This is a genomic window from Pseudomonas sp. OTU5201 (genome assembly GCF_038440135.1).
Classification (GTDB): Bacteria; Pseudomonadota; Gammaproteobacteria; order Pseudomonadales; family Pseudomonadaceae; genus Metapseudomonas; species Metapseudomonas resinovorans.
Genome location: NZ_JASATC010000004.1, coordinates 34,839 through 49,536 on the forward strand (window position 1 = coordinate 34,839; position 14,698 = coordinate 49,536).

Genomic DNA, 14,698 nt, shown 5'->3' on the forward strand with positions numbered 1-14,698 from the left:
ATGCTGCGTTTCTGGCTGCTGGCCTTCCTGCTGCTCTGTGGCGCCGCCCAGGCCGCGCCTGCGGTACGTTACTGCGATTATCCGGTCTACCCGCCTATCTCCTGGAGCGACGGTAAGCAGGTACGCGGCCTGGCACCGAGTGTGGTCAAGGCCGTGTTCACCAAACTCGGCCTGGACGTGGAGATGGTTGTACTGGGCAACTGGAAACGCTGCCTGCTGGACGCCGCCCAGGGGCGAGTGGATGTGGTGCTGGCCTACCGCACGCCACAGCGTGATAGCGACCTGCTATTCGCCAACGTGCCGGTCCTGCGCGAGGAGGTTGCAGTCTTCTACAACACTCGGCGCCCGCTTCAGGTAGACACGCTGGAAGACCTTGCCCGTTATCGCGGCGGCCTGCTTTTTGGTGAAAGCTACGGCGAAGCCTTTGACCAGACCGTGGCCCGTGTCGGCAACATCGAATGGGTTTCCGATAGCCAGCAGAACTTCGGCAAGCTGATTCGTGGCCGCATCGACTTCATCCCCCATGAGCGGCGCACGGGCCTGCTGTACATCGAACATTTGCCGGGAGGTGGCGACATCCGTGCTCTTCCCATGACCTTGGCTGTGGACCATTTGCGCCTGGGCGTATCGCGGCATTCGCCCCTGGCCGGGCGCATGCCGGACATCGACCGCGAGCTGCAACGCCTGACCGACCGCGGTGATATCGAGCGCTGGCTGGCGGAGAGCGAAGCCACCTACCGCGACATGATCGCCCAGCCGGAGCCGCGTCGATGACCGGACTGAAACCCACCAATGGCCTGTTGCGCCGGCTCCTGCTGTTCATCCTGTTGTTCAGTCTTTGTTTCACGCTGGTGGCCAGTGCCGTGCAACTGCACCTGGAATATCGCCGCGAGATGCGTGATATCGAAGCACGCCTGGAGCTGATCCGCGTCGGCTATCTGGCGAGTTTCGAACGCAGCCTCTGGGACCTCAACCAGGAGCAACTGAAAATGCAGCTGCGCGGTCTGGCGGACTTTCCCGACATCGCCCAGGTACGCCTGACCAGCAGTGATTTCGACTTGCAGGAGGGCGCCAGCGCACTCGCCGGGCCGCTTCGCCGCGAGCGCTTTCCGCTGTCCTACCAACCGCCCAGTGGCGAGCGGCGCCAGCTCGGAGAACTGGAAGTCGCCATTGACCTCGGTGCCGTCTACCAGCGCCTCTATGCTACCGGCCTGACCAGCTTGCTCTGGATGGGGACATTCCTCTGCGGCCTGGCGGTGGCGCTGTCATTTCTGTTTCACCGCCTCGTCACCCGCCACTTGCGGGTGATGGCTGACTTCGCGCGACGCATCGGTGCTGGTGACTGGTACGAAGCGCTGCGTCTGGATCGCCGGGCCGGACGCGGCGCCGATGAAATTGACACGGTCGCCCAGGCCCTGGATGACATGCGTCGCGCCATCCTCGATGACATCCGGCGTCGCGAGGATGATCGCGCCGCACTGCAGGGCCTGGTGGAGCGGCGCACCGCCAGCCTCCAGCGAGCCAAGGAGGAAGCCGAGGCGGCCAACCTCGCCAAGTCTCGCTTCCTTGCCACCATGAGTCATGAAATCCGCACGCCGCTCAGCGGCATCCTGGGTATGGCAGAACTGCTACGCGGTGCGGCCCTGGGCGAGCGTGACTGCAAGCGCCTGGAGGCTTTGCACAAGGCCGCCGAAGGCCTGCTGGCAATACTCAACGAAGTCCTTTATTTCGCGCGACTGGAGGAGGGCGAAGGCCGCCCCGAGCTGGTCGACTTCTCCTTGGCGGCGCTGCTTGACCAGGTGCTGACCCTGCTGGAACCCAAGGCCAGTGCCAACGGCACCATCCTGCGCTCGCGTATCGACGCGCAAGTGGCGACTGAGTGTCATGGCGCCGAGCAGTTCTTGCGTCAGGTGCTGAGTAACCTGTTGGCGAACGCGGTGAAGTTCACCGAGGAAGGAGAGGTACTCGTGGAGGTTCGGCGGCTCGAGAATCTCGAGGGCGCGCAGCGCCTGCGCATCAGCGTCACGGATGACGGCATCGGCATTGCCCCGGACATGCAGGCGAAAATCTTTGAGCGCTTCACCCAGGCGAGCGAGGCCGTCTCCCAGCGCTATGGCGGCACTGGCCTGGGCCTGGCCATCAGCAAGCGGCTGGTGGAACTGATGGGCGGGCGAATCGGCGTGGACAGTCAGGAAGGCGAGGGCAGTTGTTTCTGGTTCGAGCTGACCTTGCGGGCCGCGCGAGGACAATCCATCGAAATGACGGTCGCACCGCGGAGTCACGCGTTGGACGTGCTGGTGGTGGAAGACGTGGCCCTCAACCGCGAAGTGGTGAGTGGATTGCTGGAGCGCGACGGTCACCGGGTCACCCTGGCGGAAGATGCCGCGCCGGCCCTGACGCTTTGTCGGCAGCGGCGCTTCGACCTGATTCTGCTGGACCTGCACTTGCCGGGCATGGCGGGCACCGAGCTGTGTCGGTTGATTCGACGCGATGGGGAGGGGGGCAACCGTGATACCCGCATCCTCGCGTTCACGGCCAGCCAGCAACCTGCGCTGGTGCGCAGCTGCCTGGACGCCGGCATGCAGGGCGCCCTGGCGAAGCCGCTGAAACTCGACGACTTGCGCCGTGCTTTGGCCGGACAGACGCTGCCGCTGGCAGAGGAGGTCGATGCCGAACTGCTGGATCGGCGATTGCTCGACACCCATCGCAGCCTGCTCGGCGAGCAGAAGCTCCAGGGGCTACTGGAATTGCTGCGACGCCTGCTCGAGGAGCACCGGGACGGCCTGCTCGACGCCCTGGTTGCACAGGACTGCGCCGAAGTCGGCCACCTCGCCCACCGTTTGGCCGGCAGCAGCGAGTCCCTGGGTTTGCGCGCCCTGGCCGCCTGCTTGCGGCATTTGGAGGCGATCGCCCTGGCCGGTGACGGCACGGCCTTGCCGGCACTCAAGCCGAACCTGGAAGCGCTGCTATCGCGCTCCGCTTTGGCCCTGGATGGGGTGTTGCGGTCGGCCAGCTGAAATCGAACAAATTCCTTACGACTTTTTACAACTTCGATCCCGGTATTCAACGGCGTCTTACAAGTCGTTCCAATAATCGGTCCGAACCGCGTCCAACGCGGTCCCCGTGGCCTATTGGAGACAAGAATAATGACCCGCAAAGCCCGCCTCTCCCATCGTCGCCTCCACCTGGAGGTGCTGCATGTCTGAAGAACGCATCCAGCTCACCCGCGCGCTGAAAAGCCGTCACATCTTCATGCTGTCGCTGGGCGGCGTGATCGGCACCGGCCTGTTCATGGGCTCGGGCGTCACCATCCACCAGGGAGGTCCGGCTGGCGCCGTGTTGGCCTACCTGGTGGCGGGTGTACTCATGTATCTGGTGATGGTCTGCCTGGGCGAGCTGTCAGTGCAGATGCCGGTTTCCGGTTCCTTCCAGGCCCACGCCACCCGTTACATCGGGCCGGGCACCGGCTTCATGATCGGCTGGGTCTACTGGATGAGCTGGGCCACTACCGTCGGGCTGGAGTTCACCGCCGCCGGCATGCTGATGACGCGCTGGTTCCCCGATGTCCCCATCTGGTACTGGTCGGCGCTCTTCGTGGCAGTGCTCTTCTCCCTGAACGCCCTGGCCACTCGCGCCTTCGGTGAAGCGGAGTATTGGTTCTCCGGAATCAAGGTTGCGGCCATTCTCGGTTTCATCGTCGTCGGTCTGCTCGCCATCTTCGGCGGCCTGCCGCTGGCCAGCGGCGAGCCGGCTCCCATGTTTTCCAACCTGATCGGCGACAGCCTGTTCCCCAACGGTATTTCCGCCGTGTTCGCCGTGATGATGGCGGTGGTCTACGCCTTCCAGGGCTGCGAAATCATGGGTGTGGCAGCCGGCGAAACCGACCAGCCGGAAAAGAGCATCCCTCGCGCCGTGCGAAATGTGGTGTTCCGCGTACTGATCTTCTACGTGCTGGCCATCGTCGTGCTCTCGGCCATCGTGCCATGGCAGGAGGCCGGGCTGATGGAAAGCCCCTTCGTTCAGGTGTTCGATATGGTCGGCATTCCCTTCGCTGCCGATTTGATGAACTTCGTCATCCTCACCGCCATTCTCTCGGTCGGTAACTCCGGCCTCTATGCCTCCACCCGCATCCTCTGGGCGATGTCCAAGACTGGCATGGCGCCGCGTGGCCTGGCCCGGCTCAGCAAGCGAGGCGTGCCGCTCAATGCGCTGTCCGTCACCCTCTGTTTCGCCCTGGTTTCCCTGCTGACCAGCTTCATCGCCGCCGACACCCTGTTCATGGTGCTGATGGCCATCAGCGGCATGGCCGGCACCGTGACCTGGATCGTCATCGCCCTGGCCCAGTACCGCTCCCGTCGCGAACTGTACAAGTCAGGCGGCACGGTGCAGGACCTCAAGTACGCCGCCCCCCTGTTCCCGCTGATTCCGCTGGCCTGCATCCTGTTGTGCAGCTCGCTGTTCATCTTTCTGGCCCTGGACCCGACCCAGCGCCCGTCGCTCTACTGGGGCTTCGGCTTTATCGGGATCTGCTACGGGGCGTACTACGTCCTGCAGTACAAGCGCCAGCGCAGGGCGGTGATTGCGCCAGCCGCCTGATGGTCCGGTGCTGGCCTGATTCGCGATTACGCTCGCTCCCACAGGAAACGCCAACAACGCCCGCTCCCCCTTGGGGAGGGGGCTGGGTGAGGATTCCTCACCTCACCTCACCTCACCTCACCTCACCTCTCATCCCGCATCACGAAGCAGTTTTCCTCCCCAGGAATCCGGGTTTCGAGTTGTTCGAAGATGTAACAACTCTTTGTTTCGGGTTCTGTCTTCTTTTGAAAAGCCTTTTAGAAACAATCAGATAGATAGTAATCCTCTCCGTTACATACCTCATTTGGGCAGGATTGCCGGCTTCCTGAACACTCGTTTAGGATCGCTGCAACTTCCCAGCCTCACCAGCAAAGACAACAAGACGAGGGCTTCCATGACTACCCTGCTCAGCCAGGTCGAAGCCGGCATCGCCCGGATCACCCTGAATCGCCCGCAACAGCGCAACGCGCTGGATATCCCCACCCTGAAATCCCTGCATGCGCTTCTGGATTCGCACGAGGCTGATCCGGCCGTGCGCGTAGTGGTACTGAGCGGGACGGGGCGCAGTTTCTGCGCGGGCGCGGACCTTGCCGAGTGGGCTGAAGCCGATGCCCGCGGCGCTCTGGAAACCTACGGCTGGACTGAAACCGCCCACGCGCTGATGACTCGCCTCCACGGTCTGGCCAAGCCCACCATTGCCGCCATCAACGGCACGGCCGTCGGTGCGGGGATGGACCTGACCCTGTGCTGCGACTTCCGTATCGCCGCCGCCTCGGCCCGCTTCAAGGCCGGCTACACCGGCATGGCCTATTCACCCGACGCGGGCGCCAGTTGGCACCTGCCGCGCCTGATCGGTGCCGAGCAGGCCAAGCGCTTGCTGTTCCTCGACGAACTCTGGGGCGCCGAGCGTGCCCTGGCCGTTGGCCTGGTGGGCGAAGTCTGCGCCGACGAGCGACTTCAGGAAGTCGCGGGTGAACTGGCCTCCCGCCTGGCAACCGGCCCGACCTTCGCGTTCACCCAGACCAAGGCGCTGATTCGCGATGGCGCCAGCCGCAATCTGGCTCAACAACTGGAGGCCGAGTTGGCCTCCGGTCTGCTTTGCGGTCGCAGCGAGGATGCGGCTGAGGCCTTGCGCGCCGTTGCCGAAAAGCGCGCTCCCCAATTCACCGGCCGCTGATGCGCCGAATCCGCCAGAGGACCTAGCCATGAACTTCCAACTGACCCAGGAACAGGAAATGCTCGTCGACGCGGTACGCGCCTTCGTCGACAAGGAACTGCTGCCCCACGAAGAGGCCGTGGACCGTGCTGACGCCGTGTCTCCGGAGCTCGCCGCGGAAATTCGCGGCAAGGCACTGGCTGCCGGTTTCTATGCCTTCAACATGCCGGAAGAGGTGGGTGGCGGTGGCTTGGATTACCTGTCCCAGGCCCTGGTGGAGCGTGAACTGTCCAAGGTGTCCTGGGCGCTGCACGTGTTCGTAGCGCGGCCCTCGAAGATCCTCATGGCCTGCAAGGGCGAGCAGATCCAGCAGTACCTGTTGCCGAGCATCCAGGGCGAGAAAATCGACTGCTTCGCCCTCACCGAGCCGGGCGCCGGCTCCGATGCCAACTCCATCAAGACCCGCGCTGTGCGCGAGGGCGACGACTTCGTGCTGAACGGCAGTAAGCACTTCATCAGCCATGCCGGCCATGCGGACTTCGCCATCGTTTTCGCTGTCACCGACACCTACGAGCACAACGGCAAGAAGCGCAACGCCGTCACCGCCTTCCTGGTCGACAAGGGGACTCCGGGCATGACCGTGCGCCGTGGTCCCAGGTGCGTGAGCAACAAGGGCTACCACACCTACGAAATCTTCTTCGATGACTGCCGCGTGCCAGCCTCCAAAGTCCTCGGCGAAGTCGGCAAGGGGTGGGAGGTGGCCAACGCCTGGCTCACTGCGGGCCGCGTGATGGTTGCCGCCAACTGTGTCGGCCAGGCCCAGCGCGCCCTCGACTTGTCTCTGCAATGGGCAGCCGACCGCAAGCAGTTCGGTCAGCCCATCGGCAGCTACCAGGGCATTTCCTTCAAGCTCGCCGACATGGCCACGCAGATTCGTGCGGCCGAGCTGATGACCCTGCACACGGCCTGGAAGATGGATCAGGGCACCATGACCGACGGCGAAGCCGGCATGGCCAAGCTGTTCGCCAGCGAGGTGCTGGGCAAGGTGGCCGACGAGACCGTGCAGATTTTTGGCGGCATGGGCCTGATGGATGAAGGCCCGGTGGAACGCATCTGGCGCAATGCGCGAATCGAGCGGATCTGGGAGGGCACCTCGGAAATCCAGCGCCACATTATTTCCCGCGAACTGCTGCGGCCGCTGCTGCGCTGACCGGAGGCCGAGCATGACTCAACGAGACAACCTCAAGCGCCTGCTGGCGCCACGTCACCTGGCCTTCGTCGGCGGCCGCAGTATGGCCCGCGCCCTCAAGCGTTGTGCCGAAGGCGGTTTTACCGGCCAGATGTGGCTGGTCAATCCTCAGCATGCCGAGCTGGAAGGCGTCCCTTGCGTTTCCACCGTCGCCGAACTGCCCTGCGGACCGGATGCGGTCTTCATCGCCACCAACCGCGAACAGACCCTGGAAAGCGTCGCCGCATTGGCGGCCAAGGGTGCCGGTGGCGCCATCTGCTACGCCTCCGGCTTTGCCGAAACCGGCGCTGAAGGCCAGGCCCTGCAAGCGCAGCTGCTGGCTGCAGCGGGTGAGATGGCGCTGCTCGGGCCCAACTGCTACGGCCTGCTCGACTACTTGCACGGCGCTGCCCTCTGGCCGGTGGCTCACGGCGGCAAGCAGGTCGAGAAAGGGGTGGCCGTGCTCACCCAGAGCGGCAACTTCGCCTACAACCTGTCCATGAGCGACCGCTCGTTGCCGGTGGCCTATATGGCTTCGGTGGGCAACCAGGCCCAGCTGGGCGTTGCGGAACTGATGGACGTGCTGCTGGACGAGCCGCGCGTCACGGCCATCGGCTTGCACCTGGAAGGACTGAAGAACGTGCCGGGCTTCGCCCGTGCGGCACATAAGGCGCTGGAAAAGGGTGTGCCGATCATTGCCCTGAAGACTGGCGTGTCACAGATCGGCGCCGAACTGGCGCTCAGTCATACCAGCTCGCTGGCCGGTTCCGATGCGCTTTACGACAGCCTGTTCGAGCGCCTGGGAGTGATCCGCGTCAGCGGCCCGGTAAGTTTCATGGAAACGCTCAAGGCCGCTGCCTGCGGCACGCTGCCGGCCGGCCCCAGCCTTATCGCCTTGGCGTGTTCCGGTGGTGATGCCGGGCTGATCGCCGACTATGCCGAGGCCAATGGCCTGCACTTGCCGAAACTGGACGCTGGCCAGTACCACGCGCTGGCGCAGATCCTGCCGAGCTACGCGAACATCGCCAACCCGCTGGATTTCACCACGGCCATCTGGGGTAACGGCGACGCCTTGGAGCGCATGCTCGACAGCGCGCTGCGCAGTGCGGCCGACGCGGCACTGCTGGTGCTGGACTACCCCGGTGAAGAAACCGGTGAACGACCGCAATGTGACCTGCTTCTGGAGCGCTATTGCGAAGCCTTGAAGCGTCATGGCAAGGCCGGCTTCATCGCGTCGGCCTTCCCCGAGTTGCTGCCTGCAGCCGCCCGGGATTACCTGCACGCCCGTGGCGTCGCCGCCCTGCAAGGGGTGGAGGATGGCCTCGCCGCATGGGGCCGCATCGCCGCCTACCGGCAGCGCCGTGAGGCGCTGTTGGCCCGCGGCGAATCCGCCCTGGTGCCGATGAGCCCATCGCCACTGGCCGATGGCGAGTTGTGGGATGAGTGGCAATCCAAACAGGCTCTGCGCGCCTTTGGCCTGCCGGTACCGCAGGCGCTGCTCAGTACCCCGGAGCGGGCACTGGAGGATGCCGACCAGCTTGGCTATCCGTTGGTGTTGAAGGCCGTCAGTGCGCAGTTGCCGCACAAGACCGAAGCCGGTGCCGTGGCCCTCAACCTGAAAAATGCCGAGGCGCTGGCACAGGCCCTTGGCGAGATGCGGCAACGCATTGCCGCCTATGCACCGGGCGTTGTATTCGACCAGGTGCTGCTGGAGCGCATGGCCACGGCGCCGCTGGCGGAGCTGATCGTCGGCATCAAGCGCGAGCAAGGCTTCGGCCTGGCCCTGGTGATCGGTGCCGGCGGCATCCTGGTGGAGTTGCTCAAGGACAGCCGCAGCCTGCTGCTTCCCACCAATGACGCGGCCATCCGGGATGCCCTGCTGAGCTTGCGCAGTGCGCCGTTGCTCACTGGCTTCCGCGGTCGCCCGGCGGCAGATCTGGAGGCGTTGGTGGCCGCCATTCGCGCGGTGGCGGATTACGCCTGCGAGAACGCGGGGCAGTTGCTGGAGCTGGACGTCAATCCGCTGCTGGTGAGTGTCGACGGCGCCGTGGCGGTGGATGCACTGATTCGTATCGCGGAATGACATCCCCCTGTAGCAGCGAGCGTGCTCGCGAACGGCTGAGCACGAGAGTTTCGCCAGCAAGCTGGCTCCTACAGGTCTTGGTATCGATTCGAGGAGACACCTCATGCAACACCAGAACACTCTCACCGGCGGCCAGGCCCTGGTTCGCCTCCTGGCCAACTACGGCGTGGACACCGTGTTCGGCATCCCCGGCGTGCACACCCTCGAGTTGTACCGCGGCCTGCCCGGCAGTGGTATCCGTCATGTGTTGACCCGTCACGAGCAGGGTGCCGGATTCATGGCCGATGGCTATGCCCGCGTCAGCGGCAAGCCCGGAGTCTGCTTCATCATCACCGGCCCGGGCGTGACCAACGCCGCCACGCCGATTGGCCAGGCCTACGCCGATTCGATTCCAATGCTGGTGATCTCCAGCGTCAACCATACGGCGAGCCTCGGCAAAGGCTGGGGCTGCCTGCACGAAACCCAGGACCAGCGCGCCATTAGCGCGCCCATCACCGCCTTCTCGGCCGTGGCCTTGACGCCCGAGGACCTGCCTGAGCTGGTGGCCCGTGCCTTCGCCGTATTCGACGGTGAACGTCCACGCCCGGTGCATATCTCGGTTCCGTTGGACGTGCTGGCGGCGCCGATCGCGCGGGATTGGAGCCGTGAAGTGGTCCGTCGACCCGGCCACGGACTGCCCTCTGGCGATGCACTGCAAGCGGCGGCGAACCGACTGGCTACTGCGAAGCGTCCGATGATCATCGCGGGCGGCGGTGCGCTGGAGGGCGCCGATGCCCTCCAGGCCGTCAGCGAGCGATTGGCCGCGCCGGTCTTTACCAGCGTTGCCGGCAAGGGGCTGCTACCGCCCGAGGCACCGTTGAACGCCGGCTCAAGCCTTTGCATGGCGCCCGGGTGGGAAATGATCGCAGAGGCCGATGTGGTACTGGCGGTGGGCACCGAGATGGCCGACACCGACTTCTGGCGCGAGCGCCTGCCGCTGACCGGCGAGCTGATCCGTGTTGATATCGACCCTCGCAAGTTCAACGACTTCTATCCCTGCGCGGTGGCGCTCAAGGGCGATGCCCGGCAGACCCTGGAGGCCTTGCTGGTCCACCTGCCGGCGGCGGGCAGGTTAGGGGAGGCGGCCGTGGCGCGCGTCGACCGGCTGCGCGAGGCGATCCGCAATGGCCACGGACCGCTGCAGGCTATCCACCAGGCGATCCTCGACCGCATTGCTGCTGTGCTTCCGGCGAATGCCTTCATCAGTACCGACATGACCCAGTTGGCCTACACGGGCAACTACGCCCTTGCCAGCCGGGCGCCGCGCAGCTGGCTGCACCCCACCGGCTACGGCACCCTCGGCTATGGATTGCCGGCTGGCATCGGCGCCAAGTTCGGCGCGCCGACGCGGCCCGGCCTGGTTCTGGTGGGCGACGGTGGTTTCCTCTACACCGTCCAGGAGCTGGCCACTGCAGTGGAGGAACTGGACAGCCCGCTGGTGGTGCTGTTGTGGAACAACGATGCACTGGGCCAGATCCGCGACGACATGCTGGCCCTGGACATCGAGCCGCTAGGCGTACTGCCGCGCAACCCGGATTTCGCCGGACTGGCCCGCGCCTTCGGCTGCGCCGTGAAGCAGCCACAGAGTCTCGACGAACTGGAACGCGACCTGCGCACAGGCTTCGGCCATCCCGGTGTCACCCTGATCGAACTGAAACACGCCTGTGCTCGTTGAGCACGGGCCAAGGAGCTATCCATGCGTTTTTCCGACCTCACCCAACGTATCGCCGGCGACGGCGCAGCTGCCTGGAACATTCACTACCGTGCCCTGGAGCGCCAGGCCAGGGGTGACGACATTCTCCTGTTGTCGGTGGGCGATCCCGACTTCGACACACCGCAGCCCATCGTCCAGGCGGCCATCGACAGCCTGCTCAACGGCAACACCCACTATTCCGACGTGCGCGGCAAGTTCGCACTGCGCCAGCGCATCGCCGCCTGGCACAACCAGCGCAGCGGACAGAACGTCGACACCGACCAGGTGGTGGTGCTGGCCGGTGCCCAGTGCGCGCTGTACTGCGTGGTGCAGTGCCTGCTCAATCCGGGGGACGAAGTCATCGTTGCCGAACCCATGTATGTCACCTACGAAGCCGTGTTCGGCGCCTGTGGCGCCAAAGTGATCCCGGTGCCGGTCCGCTCGGAGAACGGCTTCCGCATCCAGGCCGAAGACGTGGCCGCCGTCATCACGCCGCGGACCCGCGCCCTGGCCCTGAACAGCCCGCACAATCCCTCCGGCGCCAGCCTGCCGCGCACCACCTGGGAAGCCCTGGCCGAACTCTGCATCGCTCACGACCTCTGGATGATTTCCGACGAGGTCTACAGCGAGCTGCTGTTCGAAGGTGAGCACATCAGCCCGGCCAGCCTGTCGGGCATGGCCGAGCGTACGGCGACCATCAACAGCCTCTCCAAGTCCCACGCCATGACCGGTTGGCGCGTGGGCTGGGTGGTGGGATCAGAGGCGTTGGCCGGGCACCTGGAAAACCTTGCCCTGTGCATGCTCTACGGTTCGCCGGACTTCGTGCAGGACGCTGCCTGTGTTGCCCTGGAAGCTCGCTTGCCGGAGCTGGGCGCCATGCGCGAGGCCTATCGCCAGCGCCGTGACCTGGTGTGCGCCAGCCTGGAAGGCTGCCCCGGCCTGCGCGCGCTGAAGCCGGACGGTGGCATGTTCGTGATGGTGGATATCCGCCCGACCGGATTGTCTGCGCAAGACTTCGCCGACCGGCTGCTGGACAACCATGGCGTTTCGGTACTGGCGGGTGAAGCCTTCGGGCCGAGCGCGGCCGGGCACATCCGCCTGGGGCTGGTGCTGGGCAGTGAGCCGCTGCAAGAGGCCTGCCGACGCATTGCCCGTTGTGCGGCCGAACTGATTGGTCAACTAGAAATCGCGTGAATGAAGGTTTGCGTTGCGCGGCGAATCCGTGAATGTTGGGCTTCGCTACGCTCTGCGCCAACCTACGGACCGTCCCATAAGGAACACCCATGAAGATCCTGATCGTCCATGCCCACCCCGAGTCGCAGTCCTTCTGCAGCGCCTTGCGCGACCTGGCCGTGGAAACCCTGCAAGGGCAGGGACACGAAGTCCGGCAATCCGACCTCCACGCCCTGGAATGGAACCCGGTAGCCAGTGCTGCCGATTTCAGCGAGCGGCAAAACCCTGATTACCTGGTCTATGCGCTGGAACAGCGCGAAGGCGTGAAGGCCGGCAATATTGCGCCGGATATCCAGCGCGAGCTGGAGAAGTTGCTTTGGGCCGACCTGCTGATCCTCAACTTCCCGCTCTACTGGTTCTCCACTCCAGCCATCCTCAAGGGCTGGATCGACCGGGTGCTGGTATCCGGCGTCTGCTACGGCGGCAAGCGCTTCTACGACCAGGGCGGCCTGGCCGGCAAGAAGGCACTGGTAACCCTGACCCTGGGCGGCCGCGAGCACATGTTCGGCGAGGGGGCCATCCATGGTCCGCTGGAAGACATGCTGCGGCCGCTGCTGCGTGGCACCCTGGCCTACGTCGGCCTGGAGGTCCTGCCGCCTTTCGTGGCGTGGCATGTGCCCTACATCAGCAGCGACGCCCGCCAGGATCTCCTGCGCGCCTATCAAGACCGGTTGCAGGGGCTGGATCAGGACCTGCCACTTCAGTTTCCCCGGCTGGACCAGTTCGACGACAGGTTGTATCCACTGGCTCGTTGAGAGCACTGAGAGCACCAAGGCCGCCCGAGGGCGGCCTTCTTCTTTCTCCGCTGAACTCTTTTTGTAGGAGCGAGCTCTGCTCGCGAAAGTCCCGGGCGCGATCATTCGCGAGCAAGCTCGCTCCTACCTGTTCTATCGCCGGGTGCCCACGGCAAAGCGGCAACCAGCGGCAAGTTGCCCTTGCCGCTTTGCCGCCCGTCCAGCGTTCATTGCCGCTTTTTGCCGCTCAAAATTTTCATAAGATATTGAAAATAAAGGATAAAGCTATTTGGCACGGCCTTTGCTGAATGTCAGGCAAGCAACCCAGATTGCCACTGGCAAAGGTTCCGGACATGAGCATCAGTTTCGAAAAGGCCCTCGGCATCCATCAGCAAGCCCTCAGCTTCCGCGCTCAGCGTGGAGAGGTGCTGGCCAACAACATCGCCAACGCCGATACCCCGAACTACAAGGCTCGTGACCTCGACTTCGCCAGCGTGTTGGCCCAGCAGTCCGAGAAGGCTGCCCAGGGCGGCTTCCAGGCCGCCCGGACCAACGAACGGCATATCGCCGCCGAAGGCTTCGATCTGGCGGATGCCTCGCTGAAGTACCGCATCCCGTTCCAGGCCGCCGTCGACCAGAACACCGTCGACGCCCAGCTCGAGCAATCGAACTACACCGAGAACGCCATGCAGTTCCAGGCCAGCTTCACCTTACTCAACAGCAAATTCAAAGGGCTGATCGGCGCCCTGCGCGGCGAATAACGGAGAGCCAAGCCATGTCCCTGTCCAGCATCTTCAGCATCGCCGGCACCGGCATGAGTGCGCAGAACACTCGGCTGAACACCATCTCCAGCAACATCGCCAACGCCGAGACCGTTTCCTCCAGCCTCGACCAGACCTACCGCGCCCGTCATCCGGTGTTCGCCACCATGTTCCAGGACAGCCTGGGCGGCGGTGACCGCGGCTCGCTGTTCGCCGACCAGGACCAGTCCGGCGCCGGCGTGCAAGTTCTCGGTGTCGTCGAGGACCAGAGCACCCTGACGCCGCGCTACGAGCCCAACCACCCGGCGGCCAATGCGGAAGGTTACGTCTACTACCCGAACGTGAATGTGGTCGAAGAAATGGCCGACATGATTTCCGCCAGCCGGTCGTTCCAGACCAACGTGGAAATGATGAACACCGCCAAACAGATGATGCAGAAAGTGCTGACCCTGGGTCAGTAACAGGGAGCGAACCCGCATGAGTGTCAGCAACGTATCGTCCACCGATGGCCAGTCTTTCCTCGATCAATACGCCATCAAGAACGAAACCAAGACCAGCAACGATCTTGGCAAGAACGAATTCCTTGAGCTGCTGGTCGCCCAGTTGAACAACCAGGACCCGCTGGCGCCCCAGGAAAACGGTGAGTTCATTGCCCAGCTGGCGCAGTTCAGCCAGGTAGAGGGCATCGAGAAACTGAACACCAGCATGGGCTCGCTGCTCTCTGGTTATCAGTCTTCCCAGGCCCTGCAGGCCTCGTCCCTGGTGGGACGCAAGGTGATCGTGCCGTCCGAGAAGGCCGTGGTGGATACCGCCGAAACCTTCAAGGCCAGCGCCACCCTGCCCATTTCCAGCAGCAACGTCTGGGTCAACGTCTACGACACCGCCGGCACCCTGGTGAATCGCATCAACCTGGGCGAGCAGCCTGCCGGCAGCGTCAGCTTCATGTGGGACGGCAAGGACTCCAGCGGCAAGGTCATGCCGCCCGGTACCTACAAGTTCGAAGCGCAGGCTCAGTACGGCAGCGAATCCAAGGCCCTCTACACCATGCTGCCGGCCAACGTCGACAGCGTCACCCTGTCGCAGAACGGCGGCGAGCTGATGCTCAACCTCGCCGGCATCGGCAGCGTCGGCTTGTCCAAGGTCCAGGTCATCGGTCAATAACTTCCCGGTTCAGAGCGCCGGGAAGCACCGGCAAA

At 64.3% G+C, this 14,698-nt stretch carries 12 protein-coding genes; all 12 read left to right on the forward strand.

The genetic code is table 11. From position 1 onward, the window contains the following. The 12 genes from AAHM40_RS03640 to flgD all read left to right on the forward strand — a co-directional run bounded on the left by AAHM40_RS03640 (position 1) and on the right by flgD (position 14,663). Positions 1–774 carry a substrate-binding periplasmic protein gene (locus AAHM40_RS03640; RefSeq protein ID WP_342243453.1) on the forward strand — a complete coding sequence of 258 codons (774 nt, stop codon included), beginning with the start codon at positions 1–3 and terminating at the stop codon, positions 772–774. Continuing rightward, positions 771–3,017: an ATP-binding protein gene (locus tag AAHM40_RS03645; RefSeq protein WP_342243454.1), complete on the forward strand. Its 2,247-nt coding sequence runs from the start codon at positions 771–773 to the stop codon at positions 3,015–3,017. The genes AAHM40_RS03640 and AAHM40_RS03645 overlap by 4 nt, the downstream gene beginning before the upstream one ends. A 181-nt stretch (positions 3,018–3,198) precedes the next feature. Beyond that, positions 3,199–4,596: an amino acid permease gene (locus tag AAHM40_RS03650; protein WP_342243455.1), complete on the forward strand. Its 1,398-nt coding sequence runs from the start codon at positions 3,199–3,201 to the stop codon at positions 4,594–4,596. A gap of 373 nt (positions 4,597–4,969) precedes the next feature. Then, a complete protein-coding gene (locus AAHM40_RS03655) occupies positions 4,970–5,752 on the forward strand; it encodes an enoyl-CoA hydratase/isomerase family protein (RefSeq protein ID WP_342243456.1) in 783 nt (260 codons plus the stop codon). A gap of 28 nt (positions 5,753–5,780) precedes the next feature. Then, on the forward strand, positions 5,781–6,941 hold the full coding sequence (locus AAHM40_RS03660; protein WP_028626506.1) for an acyl-CoA dehydrogenase family protein: 1,161 nt from the start codon (positions 5,781–5,783) through the stop codon (positions 6,939–6,941). 13 nt (positions 6,942–6,954) lie between these two features. Beyond that, complete coding sequence (locus AAHM40_RS03665; protein ID WP_342243457.1) at positions 6,955–9,042, forward strand: acetate--CoA ligase family protein; 2,088 nt, start codon at positions 6,955–6,957, stop codon at positions 9,040–9,042. A gap of 103 nt (positions 9,043–9,145) precedes the next feature. After that, complete coding sequence (locus AAHM40_RS03670) at positions 9,146–10,756, forward strand: 5-guanidino-2-oxopentanoate decarboxylase (RefSeq protein ID WP_342243458.1); 1,611 nt, start codon at positions 9,146–9,148, stop codon at positions 10,754–10,756. 21 nt (positions 10,757–10,777) lie between these two features. Continuing rightward, positions 10,778–11,968 carry a pyridoxal phosphate-dependent aminotransferase gene (locus tag AAHM40_RS03675; RefSeq protein ID WP_342243459.1) on the forward strand — a complete coding sequence of 397 codons (1,191 nt, stop codon included), beginning with the start codon at positions 10,778–10,780 and terminating at the stop codon, positions 11,966–11,968. A gap of 89 nt (positions 11,969–12,057) precedes the next feature. Then, the gene (locus tag AAHM40_RS03680; RefSeq protein ID WP_342243460.1) at positions 12,058–12,762 is read left to right on the forward strand and encodes an NAD(P)H-dependent oxidoreductase; all 705 of its coding nucleotides are present in this window, start codon (positions 12,058–12,060) and stop codon (positions 12,760–12,762) included. A gap of 332 nt (positions 12,763–13,094) precedes the next feature. Next, positions 13,095–13,502, forward strand: coding sequence for a flagellar basal body rod protein FlgB (flgB, locus tag AAHM40_RS03685; protein WP_137821659.1), 408 nt, complete (start codon positions 13,095–13,097; stop codon positions 13,500–13,502). Between the two features lie 14 nt (positions 13,503–13,516). Further along, positions 13,517–13,963 carry a flagellar basal body rod protein FlgC gene (gene flgC / locus AAHM40_RS03690; protein ID WP_342243461.1) on the forward strand — a complete coding sequence of 149 codons (447 nt, stop codon included), beginning with the start codon at positions 13,517–13,519 and terminating at the stop codon, positions 13,961–13,963. Between the two features lie 16 nt (positions 13,964–13,979). Further along, complete coding sequence (gene flgD, locus AAHM40_RS03695) at positions 13,980–14,663, forward strand: flagellar hook assembly protein FlgD (protein ID WP_342243462.1); 684 nt, start codon at positions 13,980–13,982, stop codon at positions 14,661–14,663. Positions 14,664–14,698 lie beyond the last annotated feature (35 nt).